General features: G+C 55.3%; 23 protein-coding genes and 1 tRNA gene. 23 read left to right on the plus strand and 1 reads right to left on the minus strand.

What is annotated here, in order from left to right:
• Positions 1 to 260: 260 nt before the first annotated feature.
• The 14 genes from AC27VJ_RS02250 (at position 261) to fliQ (ending at position 13249) form a co-directional block, all read left to right on the plus strand.
• Complete coding sequence (locus tag AC27VJ_RS02250; protein WP_488682645.1) at positions 261 to 1226, plus strand: flagellin N-terminal helical domain-containing protein; 966 nt, start codon at positions 261 to 263, stop codon at positions 1224 to 1226.
• A 183-nt stretch (positions 1227 to 1409) separates the two neighbouring features.
• Positions 1410 to 2054: a hypothetical protein gene (locus AC27VJ_RS02255; protein ID WP_488682646.1), complete on the plus strand. Its 645-nt coding sequence runs from the start codon at positions 1410 to 1412 to the stop codon at positions 2052 to 2054.
• The gene (locus AC27VJ_RS02260; RefSeq protein ID WP_488682647.1) at positions 2047 to 3360 is read left to right on the plus strand and encodes a MotB family protein; all 1314 of its coding nucleotides are present in this window, start codon (positions 2047 to 2049) and stop codon (positions 3358 to 3360) included. Before AC27VJ_RS02255 ends, AC27VJ_RS02260 begins: the two co-directional genes overlap by 8 nt.
• A gap of 8 nt (positions 3361 to 3368) precedes the next feature.
• A complete protein-coding gene (locus AC27VJ_RS02265) occupies positions 3369 to 4610 on the plus strand; it encodes a chemotaxis protein (RefSeq protein WP_488682648.1) in 1242 nt (413 codons plus the stop codon).
• Position 4611: 1 nt separating this feature from the next.
• On the plus strand, positions 4612 to 6057 hold the full coding sequence (gene fliK, locus AC27VJ_RS02270) for a flagellar hook-length control protein FliK (RefSeq protein ID WP_488682649.1): 1446 nt from the start codon (positions 4612 to 4614) through the stop codon (positions 6055 to 6057).
• A complete protein-coding gene (locus tag AC27VJ_RS02275) occupies positions 5987 to 6577 on the plus strand; it encodes a transglycosylase SLT domain-containing protein (protein WP_488682650.1) in 591 nt (196 codons plus the stop codon). The genes fliK and AC27VJ_RS02275 overlap by 71 nt, the downstream gene beginning before the upstream one ends.
• Positions 6578 to 6848: 271 nt before the next feature.
• Positions 6849 to 7520: a response regulator transcription factor gene (locus AC27VJ_RS02280; RefSeq protein WP_113089717.1), complete on the plus strand. Its 672-nt coding sequence runs from the start codon at positions 6849 to 6851 to the stop codon at positions 7518 to 7520.
• 279 nt (positions 7521 to 7799) lie between these two features.
• Entirely contained in the window at positions 7800 to 9062 is a 1263-nt protein-coding gene (locus tag AC27VJ_RS02285; protein WP_353576930.1) for a flagellar hook protein FlgE, read from the plus strand.
• Between the two features lie 19 nt (positions 9063 to 9081).
• Positions 9082 to 10524 (plus strand): flagellar hook-associated protein FlgK, encoded by a 1443-nt coding sequence (gene flgK / locus AC27VJ_RS02290; protein WP_488682651.1) that lies wholly within the window; start codon positions 9082 to 9084, stop codon positions 10522 to 10524.
• Between the two features lies 1 nt (position 10525).
• Complete coding sequence (locus AC27VJ_RS02295; RefSeq protein WP_353576932.1) at positions 10526 to 11539, plus strand: flagellar hook-associated family protein; 1014 nt, start codon at positions 10526 to 10528, stop codon at positions 11537 to 11539.
• A 54-nt stretch (positions 11540 to 11593) separates the two neighbouring features.
• Positions 11594 to 11941, plus strand: coding sequence for a flagellar biosynthesis regulator FlaF (flaF, locus tag AC27VJ_RS02300; RefSeq protein ID WP_113089721.1), 348 nt, complete (start codon positions 11594 to 11596; stop codon positions 11939 to 11941).
• Complete coding sequence (flbT, locus tag AC27VJ_RS02305) at positions 11938 to 12384, plus strand: flagellar biosynthesis repressor FlbT (RefSeq protein ID WP_062586496.1); 447 nt, start codon at positions 11938 to 11940, stop codon at positions 12382 to 12384. Before flaF ends, flbT begins: the two co-directional genes overlap by 4 nt.
• Entirely contained in the window at positions 12378 to 12803 is a 426-nt protein-coding gene (flgD, locus tag AC27VJ_RS02310) for a flagellar hook assembly protein FlgD (protein WP_113089722.1), read from the plus strand. Before flbT ends, flgD begins: the two co-directional genes overlap by 7 nt.
• 179 nt (positions 12804 to 12982) lie before the next feature.
• Complete coding sequence (gene fliQ / locus AC27VJ_RS02315; RefSeq protein ID WP_113089723.1) at positions 12983 to 13249, plus strand: flagellar biosynthesis protein FliQ; 267 nt, start codon at positions 12983 to 12985, stop codon at positions 13247 to 13249.
• 143 nt (positions 13250 to 13392) lie between these two features.
• On the opposite strand, the gene AC27VJ_RS02320 is transcribed toward fliQ, so the two are convergent.
• Positions 13393 to 13467: transfer RNA gene (locus AC27VJ_RS02320), tRNA-Thr, on the minus strand.
• A 153-nt stretch (positions 13468 to 13620) separates the two neighbouring features.
• Between AC27VJ_RS02320 and AC27VJ_RS02325 the strand changes: the two genes are divergently transcribed.
• The 9 genes from AC27VJ_RS02325 to yacG all read left to right on the plus strand — a co-directional run bounded on the left by AC27VJ_RS02325 (position 13621) and on the right by yacG (position 19534).
• Positions 13621 to 13845, plus strand: a complete 225-nt coding sequence (locus AC27VJ_RS02325; RefSeq protein ID WP_488682652.1) for a hypothetical protein — start codon at positions 13621 to 13623, stop codon at positions 13843 to 13845.
• Positions 13846 to 14024: 179 nt separating this feature from the next.
• Positions 14025 to 15317 (plus strand): UDP-N-acetylglucosamine 1-carboxyvinyltransferase, encoded by a 1293-nt coding sequence (gene murA / locus AC27VJ_RS02330; protein WP_353576934.1) that lies wholly within the window; start codon positions 14025 to 14027, stop codon positions 15315 to 15317.
• A gap of 167 nt (positions 15318 to 15484) precedes the next feature.
• Entirely contained in the window at positions 15485 to 15922 is a 438-nt protein-coding gene (locus AC27VJ_RS02335) for a DUF2948 family protein (RefSeq protein WP_488682653.1), read from the plus strand.
• 143 nt (positions 15923 to 16065) lie between these two features.
• Positions 16066 to 17364, plus strand: a complete 1299-nt coding sequence (gene hisD / locus AC27VJ_RS02340; RefSeq protein WP_488682654.1) for a histidinol dehydrogenase — start codon at positions 16066 to 16068, stop codon at positions 17362 to 17364.
• A 3-nt stretch (positions 17365 to 17367) separates the two neighbouring features.
• The gene (locus tag AC27VJ_RS02345; RefSeq protein WP_488682655.1) at positions 17368 to 17841 is read left to right on the plus strand and encodes a UPF0262 family protein; all 474 of its coding nucleotides are present in this window, start codon (positions 17368 to 17370) and stop codon (positions 17839 to 17841) included.
• 2 nt (positions 17842 to 17843) lie between these two features.
• Positions 17844 to 18323 (plus strand): arsenate-mycothiol transferase ArsC, encoded by a 480-nt coding sequence (locus AC27VJ_RS02350; protein ID WP_488682656.1) that lies wholly within the window; start codon positions 17844 to 17846, stop codon positions 18321 to 18323.
• Positions 18324 to 18428: 105 nt separating this feature from the next.
• The gene (gene infA, locus AC27VJ_RS02355) at positions 18429 to 18647 is read left to right on the plus strand and encodes a translation initiation factor IF-1 (RefSeq protein ID WP_027673809.1); all 219 of its coding nucleotides are present in this window, start codon (positions 18429 to 18431) and stop codon (positions 18645 to 18647) included.
• 30 nt (positions 18648 to 18677) lie between these two features.
• Positions 18678 to 19301: a Maf-like protein gene (locus tag AC27VJ_RS02360; protein ID WP_488682657.1), complete on the plus strand. Its 624-nt coding sequence runs from the start codon at positions 18678 to 18680 to the stop codon at positions 19299 to 19301.
• A gap of 5 nt (positions 19302 to 19306) precedes the next feature.
• Entirely contained in the window at positions 19307 to 19534 is a 228-nt protein-coding gene (yacG, locus tag AC27VJ_RS02365) for a DNA gyrase inhibitor YacG (RefSeq protein WP_113089739.1), read from the plus strand.
• Positions 19535 to 19540: the final 6 nt, after the last annotated feature.

Genomic DNA, 19540 nt, shown 5'->3' on the forward strand with positions numbered 1-19540 from the left:
GCCCTCTGAAAAGGAGGCGCGGTTTTTTTATGTCTTTGAACGGCTTCGATAAAATGGCTTCTGCGTCGGTCTCTAGACGCAATCACGCAAGTTTCGGCATAGCTTGGGGTGGTATATGACTTGTCACAGGATTTACATTTCGTTAACCCTGAGCCATGCGAAGGTCCTATCGCTTCGTATCCAAGCCTCTTCATGATGAGAGTGCGGCTTTCGCCAGATAATCTGGCATGTCCTCTTAATCCCCGACCGATGTAGGTATCATGACCAAGATTATTTCCTCCGGCTCCGTGCAGAGTGCGCTTCAGACGCTTTTGTTCAGCAACGATACGCTTCAGAAAACACAGGAACGCGTGACCTCAGGTTATAAGATTGGGTCGGCTGCGGATAATTCCGGCTATTGGTCAACAGCAACCAATCTGAAATCGGATGGAAGCGTCTTGTCCAGCGTGGGTGACGCGCTGGATCTGGGAGTATCCAAGGTCGATACGGCTTATGAAGCGGTGACCTCGCTCATCAATGTGGTCGATCAGATCATGACGCAGTTGACCACAGCATACGAACCGGGCGCCGATCGGGGACAGATCAACAGCGCCATCTCCGCTTTGAAAGAGAACCTCAAGTCGGTGTCACAGGCAGCGAGCTTCTCCGGCGACAACTGGCTTTATAATACGTCGGAGCAACTCGCAGACGTAAAATCGGTGCCCTACGCGTATCATAAGGGTGTGCAGGGGTCGGTCGAGCTACAATATCTGGATGTAAACACCGCAGAAACGACGCTCGTTGATACCAGTGATGCCAGCCGCGGTTTGTTGACCGCAGCTGTAGACGCCAGCGCCCGTGATGCGGACGCCGGTGGTGGCGCACGGGACTATTATCTTGTCGATGCGGGATCGACGACAGGCGCTTCCGGCACTGAGATTTCCGTTTCCAGTGCAACGACGCCGGACGAATTGGACGACATGGTTTATGTCGTCGGGCAGTTGTCGAACAAGCTGAATTCTCTGGGGTCCTCACTGGGAACCATGTCGAACCGCATCGATCAGCAATCGACCTTCGTCGCCTCTTTGCGGGATTCGCTTGATAAAAGCGTTAGCCGTTTGGTCGATGCCGATATGGAAGAAGAATCGACCAAGCTGAAGGCTTACGAAACCCAGCGTGATCTGGCGGTTCAGGTTGTCTCCATGGCCAACAACCATAAAAAGGCCCTCGCCAATCTCTTTGCGTGATCTGTGGTGGGGTTCATCCTCGCACAAGTTTGACTCTCTAATTTAAGAGGCTGAATTGCTGCCGAGTTTCCGCACTGTTGAAGAGTGCGTTGCTCTGTTGCTCGTATCTGAATGCCTTGCGGGTTATTTCATGACTTTCTTATCCAGAGAAAAGACAAGTGCGATGTCGGGCGAGGTGCGTCTGTGAGCGGAGCGCTGAGCAAATATCTCAAGGACTTCAGCCAGTTCGTGCCGCCTGAAGTGCCTGTCGTACCCGAGCTGGAGATGCCTGTTTCCAGCTTTGAGAACAATTGGCCCGCCGCGCCTGAAATCACCGTTGATCTCGATGAAGAGAAACGCAAGTCCTTTGCGGAAGGCGAAGAGGCTGGCACGCGAACAGCGCAAAAAGCCCATGAGAGCGAATTAGACGCCTTGCGTGCGCTGCATGACGAAGAAATGACCGCAATGCGGACGCGGTACGAAGACGAGATTGCAAGTCACCTCGCCACGTCGGTCATTTCGATGAAGCAGGCTATCGCCAGCAATGTTGAGGTCGCTTGTTTCCGTCTTTTCTCCAAGGTCATGGAACGTGACCTTGCCACAAACGCGTCCTCCGATCTTTCGGCCCAGATCATTCGCGAAATCGAAGGTGGATTTGCGGGCACGATTAAAATCACAGGACCTGATGCCCTGCTGGCGCGCATTCGCGAGGATCTGGGCTCGGTCGACAACCAGGTCGATTACGAAGTTTCAGCAGATATTGATATTAAAGTTCAATTGGATAACTCGGTTTTGATGACAAGACTTTCGGAGTTTTTCCAGAGCGTAAGAGGTCTGGCGGATGAGTGAAGGCGAAAATCACCATCACGGCAAAAACGAAATCATTGTCGTCAAGCGTCAGAAGGGTGGCCATGACGGAGCCCATGGTGGCGCCTGGAAAATTGCCTATGCGGACTTCATGACCGCCATGATGGCCTTCTTCCTCGTGATGTGGCTGGTCAATGCCTCAAACGAGGAAACGAAGGCATCCGTTGCCAGCTACTTCAATCCAATCAAACTGACGGATGAAAAGCCAGCTGACCGGGGCATGAAGCAGCCTGCCAAAACGGCGAAGGGCGAGCAGACGCAGCAGACCTCCGACACCAAATCCGAAAAGCCGCAGGACGCGGCAGCCGCGGCCAGCGGTGAAGACATGACGTCGTCAGCGGGCGACAAGACGGCCTATTCCGAAGCTGCATTCTTCGAAAACCCCTATGCGGTTCTTGCGGAAATTGCGCAGGAAGTGGGCCAGCAGGCCAATGTGAGTTCCAAGGGGGAGGGCGGCGCAAGCCAATCCGGCCCTTCGACTGGTGCATCTGGCGGTGAAGCGTACCGCGATCCCTTCGATCCGGATTTCTGGAGCAAGCAGATCGATGTACGCCCAGACCAGGGTGGCGTCGCCATTCAGGACACGGCTTTGCCTGAAAAGCCGCAGAAGAAGACAGATCCGAAAGCCAAAACCGTGGCGCAGGATACGGCAAGCGTCATCAGTGACAGCGAGCCGTCCACGCCGACCCAGATCGCCAATGCCAATTCGAAGAACCTTCCTTCCGGCTCTATCGATGAGATAGGCGATTTGCCGCCGAAGCAAAACCAGACGAAAACCGCCAAAGCGGATGCGTCTGCGAAGACGGCAGTGGACACGGCGCAGAAAGAAGACAAGACAACCGAGGAACTGCGGGAAGAGATTGCCCAACAGGTTTCCGGTGTAGCTGGCAAGCTCGCAGAAGGCATCGTCGTGACGCCAGCTGAAGGTGGCACGCTGATCACCATTTCGGAAAAATCCAATACGGCCATGTTCGACGTGGGCTCTGCGGTGCCGCAGAGAGACCTCGTGATGGCGATGGAAAAAATCGGTGAAGTTCTGAGCAAGCAAAAAGGCGCAGTCGTCATTCGTGGTCATACGGATGCACGGCCTTACAGCAGCGGCGGCAAAGACAACTGGACGCTGTCGATGGATCGCGCTCACGCCGCCTATTACATGCTGTCACGCGGTGGTCTCGATGAAACGCGCATCAAGCAGCTGTCAGGCTTTGCCGACCGCCGTTTGCAAAGCACGGATGACCCGCTGAACGGGGCAAACCGCCGTATCGAAATATTGCTAGAGGATAGTTGAGGCAGCGGATGATGAGATCGACTCGCATTGCTGTCTTGTTTCTGGGTATTCCGTGGCTGGCCAGCACCAGTTACGGATACGCCCAGAGCGATTTGCCGCCAGCCAAGATCCTGCGGTCCCTCCAGTTCGTCCAGGACTCGGTGGTCATGGGGGATCACTCCGCGCGGGAGATGCAGAAATATCTTCTAGAGACGATCGACTCGACCCTGCGAACAGCCGATGCAGCGATTTTCGAAGATTCGCGCAATGCCGATGCAGCACTCGCGTACATCATGAGCGGCGGTAACCCGCAAACGCTGGATTATCTCGTGGCGAGGGATGTGCAGGGCCATTTCGATACCCGCATCACCAACATCCTGCAAAAGTACTTGAACGGACGCGGCAGCCAGGTCGAAAAGATCCTGACCGATATTCTTCCGGAATATCGCAAGGGCGTGCTTGGTCCCTATCTTATGCTGATTGCGGGCAATATCACCGTCAACCGAGATCCGGTCGCATCACTGGCCTTTTTTGACGATGCACGCTTAACCGCCCCGGGCACCATCATAGAAGAGGCGGCGCTAAGGCGGTCGATCATCGCGATGATCCAGGCCAAGGATCATGACAAGGCGCTGAGTTATATCCGCAAATACGCAGTTCGCTTTCTGCATTCGCCCTATGCGTCTCAGTTTGCGGATCTGTTCGTGAATTTCGCAGTTGAAGGCTTCGCAACGGTTCCGAAGGAAAAGATCGAAGAGATCACCCAGTTGATGGACCCGGCGCGCGCTGAGGAAATCTATCTGCGCATTGCGCGACAAGCGTCCTTGCGCGGGCAGAGCGAGCTTGCGCGTTTTGCAACGGAGCAGGCGACCCTGCTGACATCGGAAACCGGCGATATATCGCGTGCCCCTCTGTCGAAACTCTATTCCGGGCTGGCCAGCGTTCCAAGCGAGGGCGTCCACACTGCCAGCGAGCTACTGGCAAGCATACCGAATGATGAACTGTCCGAACGTGATCTGGCTTTGCGCGACGCTGCAAAAGCAATTGCCGAACAGATCGTGAGAGTACCGACTGCCGAAAACCCTTCCGGGCGGCCGGGTGAAAACCCGACGGGCGAAAGTGCGGCTGTTGTGCAGGCGAGTAACGAAGACACGAAGATGCAGGAACAGACAGGCCAAGCCGTTGCCGGAGCGCCATTGAAGGAATTTTTCGACAAGAGCCGGGCTCGTTTGAACGAGATAGATTCTTTGTTGGAGCAGGAGGAGAAGTAGGATGAATGTCTTAGCAACGATTGTTCCGAGTAAAACCGAAGTCGCCAGCCAGGCGACGCGGCAGGATAGGGATAATGGATCGAAGCGTGGGGGATCGGGCTTTTCCGACACCATGAGTTCGCTCGACAAAGGCGGCTCCTCCAAACAGGGCTCCTCCACTAGCGCTTCCGCAAATTCTAGTGCTGATCAAAAAGCCGCACCCGCTGCGCAAAGCGGTACAGCAGCGCCGGTCGATCAGACACAAACCGTCGTCAGCAAGCCTGCCGCGCCCAACACGCTCTTTCTGGAGCCAGCCGCCACACCCGTCACACAGTCTCTGAGCGAAACAACGGTGACGCTCCCGGTGGATGGGACAAGCCCGGTCATGGACGTGAAGGTTCCGCAGGTGATGCCGACCAATCTTGGCAATCCTTTCGATGCGCTAGCTGAGAATGAGACGCTCCCTGAAGTCAGCGATCTGGCAAAGCTCGTGACGGCGTTGAGCAAGCTGGCTGGCTCTTCTGCGACGGATGAGACGACAGATGAGGGCGGTGACGAGGCGACCGACGTCGATGCTACACCGGTTGCTGCTGCCAATGAAAACATGGATTTGCTGTCCTTGCTTGCATCGACTGCAATGCCGGTTGCTCAACCTGTTGCGCAGAATGCGCCGCAGGCCAAGGGAACCGAGGGTTCGGCTCTGGAAGCAATATCGGGAGCAGCTCTTGGTGAAGACGCTCTCGCCGGAAGTGCTGATACAACAGCCACTGTCGTCAGATTGCAGAAGCAGGACGTGCCGTCCGTCGATCTTCACATCGCCACACAGGAAGATGGATCGAAGAAGCTTGATGTGACAACGGCCACCGGTGATGTTGCCGATGTTGTGCAGGTCGTGGAAAGCAGACGATTTGTCGGTCTTGCGGCACCTACCAATACGACGGCGATTACCAGCGCCATGGCTGCAGACCCGGATTGGGCCGCCACAATGGCTGGCCAGACCAGTAACTCTCCGATGATTGCCAGCACCGGGCAGGTCGTTCACGTTCTGAAGATACAGATGGCGCCGGTGGAGCTGGGGCACGTAACGGCGGCGCTTAAGCTGGTGGGGGATGACCTCAGTGTCCAGCTGACCGCGCACACGCTGAAGGGCTATAGCGAGCTGCAAAAAGACAGCAACGGCATTCTGGACGCCTTGAAAGCGCAGGGTTTCAGTGTCGATCAGGTTACCGTGACGCTGGCAAGCAACACTGAACGGCAGGATAGCAGCACCGGCAACCGTCAACCATCCGATCCTGGACAGCAGAGCACACAACAAGGCCAACGCGGCCATGAAGAAAAGCCCCAGGAACAGTTCAACAGACAGTCTGGAACGCGCGTTAGAGAGGAAGCCATCAGCCATGAAAGCACTTCACCGTCTGAAGCCCCTGCTCGCAATTCCAGCGCTCGTCCTGACCACCTTTACCTGTGAGGCTTCCCAGCCCGCAGCAACGGTTGACTGCGAGCGGCAGATACAGGCAGCAGCTGGCCGATATGGAATACCCGAAGGTATTCTCTATTCGGTCGGTCTGACGGAGACGGGCCGCAAGGGCTCTTTGAGCCCCTATGCAATCAACATCGAAGGCAAAGCCTATTTTCCGCAGAGCATGCCTGAGGCCTACAGGATGGTTGATGATGCCCGGCGTGGCGGCGCGAAGCTGATCGACATCGGTTGCATGCAGATCAACGTCTATTTTCACGGCGCCGAATTCGCTTCCGTTGCTGATATGTTCGACCCCGCGAAGAACGTCGCCTATGCCGCGCAGTTCCTCAAAAGGCTCCATGACCGGCACGACACATGGACGATGGCGGTAGCCAGATACCATGCCGGACCCAATAACGACCCCGCGCAACAACGATATGTGTGCCGGGTCATTAGTAACCTGATTGCCACGGGTTATGGGAAATGGACTGCCAATGCGCGAACCTTCTGTGCCGGCGCGGCAACTTAGAGTTTTATAAATCGCCTATCTGACGACCTTCAAACAAATGCGGCGAGATTCGGTCAAAAACGACTCTGCAACAACTAAGTGGCTTGACTCGCACTTTTCCCCCGAAAAAATATCCCTAAATTTGAAAAGTCATACTAGATATAGATCAAATCGGGACAATATGGTTAATCAATTATTAATTAATGCCTGTGTTATTTCGTAGTTGTGGGAGATTCCCGCGATTCGTACACCCATGCTTGTAGATTGGCTACACTGATTCGGAGGCGGACGAATGATCGTGGTAGTTGATGAGCGCAAGCTTGTTAAGGACGGGTACACAGCCCTTTTTGGGCGAGAGGGAATTCCCTCGACTGGATTTGATCCAGCAGAATTTGGCGAATGGGTCCACTCGGCGGCGGATTCCGATATTGCGGCAATCGAAGCGTTTTTGATTGGTCAGGCAGACACGACTCACGAGTTGCCACGCACCATCCGGGATCGCTCTCAGGCACCGGTGATCGCAGTTAGCGATCATCATTCCCTGGACGCTACCTTGGCCCTGTTTGACTGTGGCGTGGACGATGTCGTCCGCAAGCCAGTTCATCCAAGAGAGATACTGGCACGCGCAGCGGCAATTCGCCGTCGCCTGTCGGTTCTCACGAATTTTACAGATGCGGGCCCGATCCGCGTTTTCTCCGATGGACGCGATCCGGAAGTTAGTGGCGAGGTATTCCCATTGCCGCGCCGTGAGCGCCGTATCCTCGAATACTTAATCGCAAACCGCGGTCGGCGCGTGTCCAAGGCGCAGATATTCAACGCGATCTACGGCATCTTCGACGAAGAAGTCGAAGAAAACGTCGTCGAAAGCCACATCAGCAAGCTGCGCAAGAAGCTGCGCAAGAAGCTCGGTTTCGACCCAATCGATTCGAAGCGGTTTCTGGGTTACTGCATCGACTGGAGCTGAGCGAGTGTAGCTGAAAATCCAGAAGCGATTTTTGGCAAACAGAACGAAGCTTCATAAGATACGCGCCGTGGGTCCAAACAGCCCACGGCGTTTTTGTTTTATCGTGTAACTATCGATAGTTAGGCGTCACCATCGGTTGCGGATTAAATTCGCGAATCGATGAAAGGTTCCACCCAAGACTTTCTTTTTGACCGGTTTTTTCAATCGGAGAGAAAAGCAGACAGCCTCACGCAAGGCTTGCATCCTAACTTCGCTACAGATGAGAACAGAGGATTCGAAATGAGCCTTTTTGGAACGATGAAAACAGCCGTATCCGGCATGAATGCCCAGTCCAACAAGCTGGGCACTGTCGGCGACAACATCGCTAATGCCAGCACGACTGGTTACAAAAGCGCATCGACCGCGTTTTCTTCCCTTGTTCTAAATTCTGGCGGCGGCGGCGGCAACTACAACTCCGGTGGCGTCGATACCAAGGTCAAATATTCGATTTCTCAGGCTGGTGCGACTGTCGCAACGCAATCCCCGACGGACCTTGCCATCAATGGCGATGGCTTCTTCGTTGTTCAGGATGCATCGGGCAGTATTTTCCTGACGCGTGCCGGCTCTTTCACAGCAGATGACAATGGCAATCTTGTCAATGATGCAGGCTTCACGCTTCTTGGCTACCAGAACAATGGAACAACGCCGACAACTGTCGTCAACAGCTATGACGGTCTGGTGCCGGTTAATATTGGGGCAAACGGTCTAACGGCCACTGCTTCCACTTTGGGCTCATTGGAGGGTAACCTCAACAAATCTGCTGAGATCGCGGACGTTCTGCCAAGCGAGAATCCTTCCACCCTTGACCTTGAAAAAAGTGGCATTCTGAAAACCTCGATGACGGGCTACAATGCTTATGGCGAGACGGTGAAGTATGATTTCTACTTCGCCAAGACAGATGAGGACGCATGGGAAGTCACCGTCTATGACGCTTCAAAATCGACGAATGGCGGGTTCCCGTATTCCGAAGGCCCAGTCTCCGGTCCTGAGACAATGAACTATGATATCGGTACACTCACTGATCCCGAAACGATCACCATCGACGACCCGAATAACGACCTGAGTATTACCATTGACCTTAGCGCCATGACGCAGCTGTCAGGTAAATCAACAGGTGACGGCGGTAACATCAACGGAAATCCGGCGGAAGCAGTGCAGTCCGTTTCCGTGTCGGCCGATGGCACTGTTTATGCCAACTATGCGAAGTCCGCTGCTCGCGCGCTCTACCAGATTCCACTGGCTGATGTCGCAAGTCCCGACAATCTGACGGTACTCTCAGGCAATGTATTCCAGACCAGTGCGGAATCGGGTGTTGTTACTCTGGGCTTCGCGGGCACGTCCGGTTTTGGCACAATCAATTCAAAACAGCTCGAATCTTCCAACGTGGATACCGCGACCGAGCTGACCGAGATGATCCAGGCGCAGCGTAGCTACACCGCAAACTCAAAGGTCTTCCAGACCGGTTCCGATCTGATGGAAACTCTCATCAATCTGGTACGATAACGTTATAGAGGACGGGTGAATGTCGCTTGCTTCGGCGCTTAATACGACAAAAGCAACTCTGAGCAATAATGCTGTTCAGAGTGGCGTCGTTTCGAACAATATATCGAATGCCAGCTCTGCGGATTACAATCGCCGGACTGCGATCACCACCACGAATGCGTCCACCGGTGCGACCATTGTGAAGATCGAGCGGACAGAAGATGCCGCGCTTTTGAAGCAGACTCTGGCCGCCACGTCTGACGATGCTGGCAAGCAGAAGTTTCTCGACGGTATGAATTCTCTCAGTGTCGTTTTGGGCGGTGAGGAATATACGGCGGCACCTGCCACCTATCTCTCCACTTTGCAAAATGCTTTGCAGACCTATGCGGCTTCACCAAGCGACGTAACGCTTGCCTCAGCTGTCGTCAGTGCGTCGGCCGATGTTGCCAATGCGCTGAACACATCGACACAATCCGTTCAGGCACTGAGAGCAGATGCCGATACGGAAATTGCGACCACTGTTTCCAAGCTCAACCAGCTTCTGTCGGATTTTGAGACGGCAAACAACGCCGTCAAGCTGGCAACATCCTCAGGTGGCGACCCAAACAATGCGCTCGACCAGCGCGAAGGTCTTCTCAAGCAGATTTCCGAGATTGTCGGCGTATCGACCTCTGTCCGGTCGAACAACGATATGGTGCTCTACACCAGCGATGGTACGACACTGTTCGAGACGAGTGCCAGAACCGTGTCGTTCGACTCGATGGCTGCTTATGATGCCAATGCGACAGGCAGCAGCATTTACATCGATGGTGTCGCTGTAAAATCAGGCGAGGGCAGCAACACCAACGCGAAGGGCAGCCTGCCAGCACTTTTGCAGCTGCGCGACCAAGTCTACCCCAACTACCAGTCGCAACTGGATGAAATCGCCCGTGGCTTGATGGGTGCCTTTGCCGAGACGGATACTGGCGGCAACGCAATCGCCGGACTGTTCACGACGTCAGATGGTTCTGAAGTCGATTTTGAGACCCCGGAACTCGTTTCAGGTCTGGCAGGCCTGATCACGGTATCGGCTGACGCCAAGGCATCTCCGGTAAAGCTTCGTGATGGCAGCATTGCGGGTGACTCGCCGAACACCGATGGTTCGACCGGCTATTCCGATCTTCTCTACAAATACGCGGCAGCACTCAACACGCAGATCGAATTCGATCCCAATGCAGGGATTTCCACCAATGTGACATTGCTGAGCTTTGCCACGGACTCCGCCGGTTGGGCCGAAGAGTATCGCAGCAATGCGACGACGGCTGCGGAAAGCACATCTGCCATGCTGACCAAGGCGAAGGAAAGCTATTCCAATTCGACCGGCGTCAACCTGGACGAAGAACTGATCCAGATGCTGGATATCGAGCAATCCTACAAAGCAGCAGCAAAACTGATGTCGACCATCGACGAGCTGTTGAAGACGCTGATGGAGGCCGCGAACTGATATGAAGACCACAGCTATTTCATCTCTTTCCATCAGCACGGCCATGCAGTTGACCGTCTCGAATGCGCAGACGGAAATCACCAAGCTTCAGAAGGAAGCCGTGACGGGCACTTATTCCGACGTCGGTCTGGAGCTTGGCACGCGGACATCAACAAGCATGGATTACACGCGCGAAAGCGGTCGCCTGCAGTCGATTATCGACGCAAACGCCGTCGCCGAACAGCGCATGGATGCGTCACAGCTTGCCATGGAAAACATGTCGTCTTCCGCGCAGACACTTCTGAACTCTGTGATCGCGCTCAGCGGCAACACGGATACCAGCAGCCTTGCCGTCGCCCAGACGACAGCCAAGTCCACGCTGGAAAATTTCGTCAGCTACGCGAACACCTCGGTAAACGGCGAATTCCTCTTTTCCGGTATCAACACTGATGTCCAGACGCTGGGTGACGACTTCATTACTCAAGTGACCGACGACTTCAACGAGGCTTTCACGGCGGCCTTTCCAGACCCTTCTTCCGCCACTGCGGAAGACATGAAAACGTTCCTGTCCGATTATCAGGACAGCTTCGACTGGTCGCAGTGGACGGGTGCCTCTGAGACAACCATGAGCAGTCGCATTAGTACTTCGGAAACCGTATCTACATCCACGACTGCCAATTCGGATGGTTTCAAAAGCCTTGTCATGGCGAGTGTGATATCGTCGCAGATGGTAAACTCTGGATTGAGTTCGAGTGCCCTAGCCGTCGTCAATGACACGACCACCAGCCTTGCGGGATCTGCGATCTCCGGCATCGATACCGAGCGTGCAAAAATTGGCCTGTCCCAGGAACGCGTGGAAAAGGCGAATACCTATATGAGTTCTCAAAAGACGATCATCGACACACAGCTGACCAATCTGATTGGCGTCGATACCTATGAGGCCTCCACACGTCTGACCACGCTGCTCAACCAGGTCGAGACGTCCTACAGCATCACATCCAAGATACAGGGCCTGAGCCTGGTTAACTATCTCTAGGGAATACAGAAACGCCTATGACGGGTGGCAGTTAAGACCATGAAGGAAAGATGAATGTTCCAGTTTTCATATGCGGAGATAATGGAGGATGACCCCAATATCGCCCGCGATAGGGAAAGACAGGTTCTACAGAGATCGATTGAACTTCTCGCAGTGGCCAAGGACAACGACAGCTACGGCAAGGACGGCATCGAGGCAATTTTTTACACACGACGCGTTTGGACCAGACTCATTGACGATCTCAAGCAGCCCGAAAACGAGTTGCCTGTTGAACTAAAAGCCAACCTGATATCCATCGCTATCTGGATTCTTAGAGAGTGCGAGCAGATACGCAAACGTAAATCGAAGAATTATCAGGGCATTATCGACGTTACAACCATCATCAAGGATGGATTAAAATGAAAAGTACGCTGCGGATCTCTTTGAAGTCTGGAGAAAAAATCTTCATCAACGGCGCTGTGTTGCGCGTTGACAGGAAAGTATCTCTGGAATTTCTCAATGATGTGACATTCCTTCTTGAAAACCATGTGCTTCAGCTCGAAGACACGACCACACCTTTGAGACAGCTGTATTTCATCGTCCAGATGATGCTGATCAACCCGGAAGGCAAGGAACAGTCGCTTTCCCTGTTCCGCAAGTCGATCACCATGCTGCTGACCACGTTCAAGAACGAGGAAATTCGTTCCGAGCTGAAGCGGATCGACGCAACGGTATCGTCCGGTCGCCCATTCGATGCGCTGAAGACCATTCGCGGTCTCTATGCAAAGGAAGAGGCTATTCTCAACAGTCATGAAATCACCCCTGCGGTGGTGAACGAACTGAGACGGGAAATCGCACCATGGTAGACGCAGTTACAGGTACCACATCCACCGCAGCGACGACCTCCACGACGTCGACGTCCAAGACCGATGCGAACAAGGCCTCGCTGGATTACGATAACTTCCTGCAGCTGTTGATCGCGCAGATGAAGAACCAGGATCCGACCGACCCGATGGATGCCAGCGAACAGGTCGCGCAGTTGGCGACCTTCTCGCAGGTCGAACAGACGATCAAGACCAACACCAATCTTGAAAGCCTGATCTCGGCTTCCTCGCTCTCCAATGCGTCATCCTATATCGGTAAGACGATTACGAGTGCAGACGGAAAGACATCCGGCGTCATCACGTCCGTGGAAGTGACCTCCGAGGGGTTGACCGCGACTACCGCGGCAGGCGCGTCGATTGCCATCGGTCAGGGCATCAAAATCTCGCAGACCGCTGCATAAAGCCTGTTTGGAAACGTCGGACGGGTCGCATCAGCCGGCTCTCCGCACCGAGTTTCCAAACAGACTCTTAACGGTCGATCTCGAATCATATACCGTTCTTTGCAGACGGAAACGGCGTCACTGACTATTTGACTTCCTCAACTCGGCTTCGTGACGCCGGTTAGATCGAGCGGACTGAGATGAACGAGGCCGACGCTCTCGACATTATGCGAAGTGCCATCTGGACCGTGCTGATTTCAGCGGGTCCAGCGGTGTCTGCTGCCATGGCAGTCGGCATCATCATCGGCCTCATTCAGGCGCTCACGCAGGTTCAGGAAGCAACCCTGACATTCGTGCCCAAGATCATCGCCGTCATGGTCGCAGTCGGCCTGTCCGCACCTTTCGTCGGCTCCCAGATCGGGATGTTCACGAATATGGTATTTTCCCGCGTCCAATCCGGATTTTAAAGCAAGAATGATGTGAAGCGACGAGTGAGTCGCTGATTTTTGCTTGCGCGATTCTCAACGAAAGTATGGATGAACTTCGTGCGCTTGAAGCCTCAGCGTATCTAAAAGGCGCTATATGGTCTGTATTTCGGGGCTTTTACGAATGGTGCTGCGAAAGAGGATTGAACTCTCGACCTCTCCCTTACCAAGGGAGTGCTCTACCACTGAGCTACCGCAGCATCCGGTGCCGAAGCATCTGCTCGACATCAAGTGGGCGCCTATTGCCATAGGTTTTTGATGAGCGCAAGCCGCAAATTCAGACTTCTTGATTACACGGTGCAAAAATCGGCGGGGGCTGTTGAAAAGGCCGAAATTCGGCTATTGCTGCGCGCATGGACGATCATCACGATAATTTAGCGGATAAAGCGGCCTCTGCTTCCGGCCAGAACGGCCCGGGCGACAGGGCCAAACGGCAGGAGGCCGAGCGCAAGGCGCGGGCGGCCAAAAAGCTGCGCGAGAACCTTGCCCGTCGCAAGCAGCAGGCCCGTGCGCGACGTGCCGGTGAAGCTGACGAAACAATCGGTTTGCCTGCCGCAAAAACGGACGAATCGTGCTGACAAGAAACATTCAGCGGAAAATTGAAATAGCGCGGCGTTTCATCTACTGCATAATTTAACGGATTATGCGGCAAGATTGTTTTTTCGGCGATTTTGACGGTCATCACCGACCGTAAAAGCCGAACAGGCAGTGCTTCGCACGGCATCAGGAAAGGCGGGCGCAAAGCCCGTAGGGACGTATGGATCGCATCAGAATAACCGGCGGTAACGAACTCAACGGTATCATTCCCATTTCAGGCGCAAAGAACGCGGCTTTGCCGTTGATGATCGCGTCGCTGCTGACCAGCGATACGCTGACACTGGAAAACGTGCCGCATCTGGCAGACGTCGAACAGCTGATCCGCATTCTGGGCAACCATGGCGTCGATATCTCCGTCAATGGTCGCCGCGAAAGCCAGGGCGAAAGCTATTCCCGCACGGTGCATTTCACCTGCCGCACCATTGTCGATACGACGGCACCTTACGAACTCGTTTCCAAAATGCGCGCAAGCTTCTGGGTTATTGGCCCGCTTCTGGCCCGTAACGGCCAGGCTCGCGTTTCGCTGCCGGGCGGTTGCGCCATCGGCACGCGCCCGGTCGATCTCTTCATCGAGGGACTGGAAGCGCTTGGCGCCAACATGGAAATCGACGGCGGTTACATCAATGCGACAGCGCCATCCGGTGGCCTGATCGGCGCGACTTACACCTTCCCGAAAGTCTCGGTCGGTGCAACGCATGTCATGCTGATGGCAGCATCGCTGGCACGTGGCACGACGGTCATTCACAATGCAGCGCGTGAGCCTGAAGTGGTTGACCTTGCACAGTGCCTGACCGCAATGGGCGCCAAGATCGAAGGTGCTGGCACTTCCACCATCACCATCGAAGGCGTAACCTCTCTGTCTGGCGCACGCCATCGCGTTCTGCCTGACCGTATCGAAACCGGCACTTACGCCATGGCGGTTGCCATGACGGGTGGCGATGTGCTGCTGGAAGGCACGAACGCTTCGCTCCTGGACAACGCGCTGGAGACGCTGAAGCTTGCCGGTGCCACCATCACCGAAACCGAGACCGGCCTGCGCGTCGTGCGCAATGGCAACGGTATCCATCCCGTGGATGTCGTGACCGAACCATTCCCCGGCTTCCCGACCGACCTTCAGGCGCAGTTCATGGCACTGATGACAAGGGCACAGGGTGTGTCGCACATCACCGAAACGATCTTCGAAAACCGTTTCATGCACGTTCAGGAACTGGCGCGTCTTGGAGCCAAGATTTCGCTTTCCGGACAGATGGCCCGTATCGAAGGCGTGTCCCGCCTCAAGGGTGCGCCGGTCATGGCAACGGATCTGCGCGCCTCCGTGTCGCTGGTCATTGCCGGTCTTGTGGCGGAAGGTGAGACCATGGTTTCGCGCGTTTACCACCTCGATCGCGGCTTTGAGCGTCTGGAAGAAAAGCTAAACCGTTGCGGTGCGCAGGTCGAGCGCGTCAGCGACTAATACATATCGCTCATCTAGGAGTCCGTTTGGGAACTCGGCGGATCGACCCGTCCGAAGTTTTCATGCGGACTCTGAGCTCGCCGGTTGTAGAGCGGGCTTCGACTGCCTATCTCCAAGTCATCAATTGGAATAAGCGGCCTTGTCCGCGAAATGAGGACATAGACACGATGAGCGGCCTTAAATTGATGGCGCTTGACGGAGAAGACCTCTCTGTCATTTCAACCCATATGCAGGACAGCGTCTTCAAACTGAAAGACGCGTCCTTCGATCACAAGTCCGGCCAGTTCCTGCTGTCTGCCAACCGCTTCGTCTGGGAAAATGGCAGCAAGAAGGGCCAGTCACCCGAGAGATGCCGCAGCGTGTTTGCACTGAAGCGCGTCGGAAATGCCCGGTCGCATGGCTTTAGCCGCGATAACAAGGAGCAGGTTCTGTCCCTGCTTGCCGTTCGCTTCACGCAAAACGGCGAAGGCCCGGAGGGAACGGTGGAACTGGTCCTGTCCGGCGGCGGTGCCATTGCGCTTGATGTCGAATGTATCGAAGCGCAACTGACCGATGTCAGCGGCGGCTGGGAAACGGCATCCAAACCGCAGCACCCGGAAGACTGATCTTATAAAGACGGACGGGTGGACAGGGAATTGCCTTGCCCGCCTGTTTTAATTTATGCCACATACCCTTATAGCGCACGCCAAAACGTGCAGGCATAGCATTTCGCTCCGTCAACGGACGGGGCCTCAAGAGGGTAAGTGACGTGGCAATCTGGCTGGAGCAGGGGTCTGCTGATTTCGAACAGGCGTTTGCAGCATTCCTGACGACAAAGAGAGAAGTATCCGAAGACGTCAATATCGTCGTTCGCGACATCATCGATGATGTCCGCAAACGTGGCGATGAGGCGCTGGCTCATTATTCTCTGAAGTTCGATAAGCTGGATTTCTCCAAAACCTCCATGCGCGTAACTGCAGAAGAAATCGATGCGGCGATTGCGCAGGTCGATGCTGCCGTTCTGGATGCACTGAAGCTCGCAGCCAAACGTATTGAAAAACACCACGCCCGGCAGATGCCGAAGGACGACATCTACGAAGACGATATCGGCGTCGGTCTCGGCTCTCGCTGGACGGCCATCGAAGCGGTCGGTCTTTATGTTCCCGGCGGTACCGCAAGTTATCCTAGCTCGGTGCTGATGAATGCTGTTCCGGCCAAGGTGGCGGGTGTCGAGCGTATCGTCATGGTCGTTCCGGCCAATGGCGGCACCATCAACCCGGCGGTGCTTGCGGCAGCGCGGATTGCGGGCGTCGAGGAAATCTACCGCATCGGCGGTGCGCAGGCTGTGGCTGCACTGGCCTATGGCACGCAGATCATTGCGCCTGTTGCCAAGATCGTCGGCCCGGGCAATGCGTTTGTGGCGGCGGCCAAGCGCCATGTCTTCGGCACCGTCGGCATCGACATGATTGCTGGGCCATCGGAAGTGCTTGTTATTGCGGACAAGAACAACAATCCCGAATGGCTGGCCGCCGACCTTCTGGCGCAGGCCGAGCATGACGAGGGTGCCCAATCCATCCTGATCACCGATGATGCTGAACTCGGCAAAGCGGTGGAAGAGGCCGTGGAACGGCAGCTGAAGCTGCTGTCCCGCTCACAGACGGCAACAGCCAGCTGGCGCGACTTCGGCGCGATTATTTTGGTCGATGATCTCGCAGCATCCATCCCGCTTGCCAATCGCATCGCAGCCGAACATCTGGAACTGGCTGTCGATAATCCCGATGCGCTGATGGCAGGCGTTCGCAATGCGGGGGCGATTTTCGTCGGTCGCCATACGCCTGAAGTAATCGGTGATTATGTCGGCGGCTCCAACCACGTTCTGCCGACGGCGCGCTCGGCGCGTTTCTCGTCGGGTCTTTCCGTTCTGGATTTCGTCAAGCGCACCTCGATCCTGCGGCTCGGGCCGGAGCAATTGCGCCAGCTGGCGCCGGCTGCGATCACGCTTGCCCATTCCGAAGGGCTGGATGCGCATGCGCGTTCCGTCGCCATTCGTCTCAATCTGGAAGGGTGAGGGATGGGGCCAGACGTCTTCAGGCTTTGCGATGTGGTTCTGGACGCGAGCATCGGCCGGTCCACGCCTGACGTGGAGCATGAACGCGCCGTTGCCATTTTCGACCTTATCGAAGAAAACAGTTTTGAGCCGGTTGGCCATGCCGGTGGGCCTTACAAGCTCAATATCTCGCTGGTCGAGACCAAGCTGGTCTTCACGATCAAGACCGAGGGTGATGAGGCTGTGGCAACCCACATCCTGTCGCTCACGCCGTTTCGCCGCATCATCAAGGACTACTTCCTGATCTGCGAAAGCTATTACGAGGCGATCCGCTCTTCTACACCAAGCCAGATCGAAGCCATCGACATGGGCCGGCGCGGCATCCACAATGATGGTTCGCAAACGCTGATGGACCGGCTGTCCGGCAAGATAAAGGTGGATTTCGATACGGCGCGGCGGCTGTTTACCCTTGTCTGTGTGCTGTATTGGCGGGGTTAGACATGCAGGACCCGGCGGTTGTCGACTTGAAAGAAAAGGCACCGCGCGCCATATTGTTCATGTGTGGCATGAATTCCATCCGCTCACCCATGGCGGAAGTCATTGCCAAACAACTCGTTGCTCCCGGTATCTATATTCAGTCGGCAGGCGTGCGTGCGGGCGAGCGTGATCCTTTCGTGGATGCCGTGCTGGACGAGGCGGGGCTGACGCTTGGAAAACACAAGCCAAGAACGCTGGAAGAGATAGAAGACGACTTCTTCGATCTCATCATCACGCTCACACCCGAGGCGCATCATGCCGCGCTTGAGCTGACACGGTCCAATGCTCTCGATGTCGTCTACTGGCCGACCATGGATCCAACGGTGGCGACAGGCACGAGAGAGCATATTCTCGAAGCCTATCGTGAGGTGCGTGAACACCTGACGAAGCTGATTTCGGAGCGCCTGCCGCAACGCGCAAGGCCGTTTTCCGAGACACTTTAAAACGATTGACAATTTAGGTTCACAAATGTGCGGCGATTGTGTAGTTTCCGCGCAATTTTCCCGGACTGTTCAGTCCGGCATTATCAACAGGAAGAAAAACCCTATATGACAAAAGAAGAAGTCCTCGAGTTTCCGGGCGTCGTTACCGAACTTTTGCCGAACGCGACTTTCCGCGTGAAGCTGGAAAACGAACACGAAATCATCGCACACACTGCCGGCCGCATGCGCAAGAACCGTATCCGCGTTCTGGCGGGCGACAAGGTGCTTGTCGAAATGACGCCTTACGACCTGACCAAGGGTCGCATCACCTATCGTTTCAAGTAATCGCCCGGCAGATCGGACGACTGGCAGAGCATGACAGACGCAAAACAAAAGCTGATTCTGGCTTCCGGGTCGCCACGCCGTCTTGAACTGTTGAATCAGGTTGGCATCGAGCCCGCACGGCTTATGCCGATGGATATCGACGAGACGCCAGCCCGGCTGGAGCATCCTCGCACGCTGTGCCGCCGCCTGTCCTTGGCAAAGGCAGAGGCGGCCCATAAGGCTGTGAAGGGCGAGCTTGCCTGGAAGGGAGCCTATGTTCTGGGTTCCGATACGGTCGTGGCCGTTGGCCGCCGTATCGTCGGCAAGGCGGAATATATCGAAGAAGCGTCTGCCGCGTTGCACCTGCTCTCGGGCCGTAGCCACTGGGTCTATACGGGCATCTGTCTTGTTACACCCGGTGGGAAAGTGCGCCAGAAGGTCGTTGAAACCAAAGTTCGCTTCAAGCGCCTTTCGGAACATGAAATCGACAGCTACATCGCGTCCGGACAATGGCGCGGAAAAGCGGGGGCCTATGGCATTCAGGGCATTGCCGGTTGCTTCGTACAGAAGCTAACCGGTTCCTACACGAATGTCGTCGGTTTGCCGCTTTATGAAACGGTGTCACTTCTGGCCGGTGAAGGGTTCGAGGTGGCGTCCGCCTGGCAGGAAGGTTGATCCCAATGACAGATGCATCGAACAAATCCAGTGTCACTCCCTTGCGCAAGACCCAGCCTTGTCCAGAGTGCAAAAGACCATCCACGCGCGAAGACTATCCTTTCTGCTCGGATCGTTGCCGCTCCGCGGACCTCTCGCGCTGGCTGAAAGGCTCTTACGCCATCCCCGTTGCCGAGGATGAGAGCAATGCCGAAGAGGGTGACACAAGACGCCCCGGTGATGGCGATTACTGAACAGCG

It is taken from the genome of Agrobacterium sp. 20P9.1.2 (assembly GCF_057799395.1).

Bases quoted from the DNA above. Each gene is read 5' to 3' on its own strand.
- fliQ (WP_113089723.1), top strand. From the start codon at position 12,983: ATGAACGAGGCCGACGCTCTCGACATTATGCGAAGTGCCATCTGGACC.
- fliK (WP_488682649.1), top strand. From the start codon at position 4,612: ATGAATGTCTTAGCAACGATTGTTCCGAGTAAAACCGAAGTCGCCAGC.
- AC27VJ_RS02350 (WP_488682656.1), top strand. From the start codon at position 17,844: ATGCAGGACCCGGCGGTTGTCGACTTGAAAGAAAAGGCACCGCGCGCC.
- AC27VJ_RS02280 (WP_113089717.1), top strand. From the start codon at position 6,849: ATGATCGTGGTAGTTGATGAGCGCAAGCTTGTTAAGGACGGGTACACA.
- AC27VJ_RS02250 (WP_488682645.1), top strand. From the start codon at position 261: ATGACCAAGATTATTTCCTCCGGCTCCGTGCAGAGTGCGCTTCAGACG.
- flgK (WP_488682651.1), top strand. From the start codon at position 9,082: ATGTCGCTTGCTTCGGCGCTTAATACGACAAAAGCAACTCTGAGCAAT.
- AC27VJ_RS02325 (WP_488682652.1), top strand. From the start codon at position 13,621: ATGGACGATCATCACGATAATTTAGCGGATAAAGCGGCCTCTGCTTCC.
- AC27VJ_RS02335 (WP_488682653.1), top strand. From the start codon at position 15,485: ATGAGCGGCCTTAAATTGATGGCGCTTGACGGAGAAGACCTCTCTGTC.
- murA (WP_353576934.1), top strand. From the start codon at position 14,025: ATGGATCGCATCAGAATAACCGGCGGTAACGAACTCAACGGTATCATT.
- AC27VJ_RS02345 (WP_488682655.1), top strand. From the start codon at position 17,368: ATGGGGCCAGACGTCTTCAGGCTTTGCGATGTGGTTCTGGACGCGAGC.
- flbT (WP_062586496.1), top strand. From the start codon at position 11,938: ATGAAAAGTACGCTGCGGATCTCTTTGAAGTCTGGAGAAAAAATCTTC.
- flgD (WP_113089722.1), top strand. From the start codon at position 12,378: ATGGTAGACGCAGTTACAGGTACCACATCCACCGCAGCGACGACCTCC.
- AC27VJ_RS02265 (WP_488682648.1), top strand. From the start codon at position 3,369: ATGATGAGATCGACTCGCATTGCTGTCTTGTTTCTGGGTATTCCGTGG.
- infA (WP_027673809.1), top strand. From the start codon at position 18,429: ATGACAAAAGAAGAAGTCCTCGAGTTTCCGGGCGTCGTTACCGAACTT.
- AC27VJ_RS02275 (WP_488682650.1), top strand. From the start codon at position 5,987: ATGAAAGCACTTCACCGTCTGAAGCCCCTGCTCGCAATTCCAGCGCTC.
- AC27VJ_RS02360 (WP_488682657.1), top strand. From the start codon at position 18,678: ATGACAGACGCAAAACAAAAGCTGATTCTGGCTTCCGGGTCGCCACGC.
- flaF (WP_113089721.1), top strand. From the start codon at position 11,594: ATGTTCCAGTTTTCATATGCGGAGATAATGGAGGATGACCCCAATATC.
- AC27VJ_RS02260 (WP_488682647.1), top strand. From the start codon at position 2,047: ATGAGTGAAGGCGAAAATCACCATCACGGCAAAAACGAAATCATTGTC.
- AC27VJ_RS02285 (WP_353576930.1), top strand. From the start codon at position 7,800: ATGAGCCTTTTTGGAACGATGAAAACAGCCGTATCCGGCATGAATGCC.
- yacG (WP_113089739.1), top strand. From the start codon at position 19,307: ATGACAGATGCATCGAACAAATCCAGTGTCACTCCCTTGCGCAAGACC.
- AC27VJ_RS02295 (WP_353576932.1), top strand. From the start codon at position 10,526: ATGAAGACCACAGCTATTTCATCTCTTTCCATCAGCACGGCCATGCAG.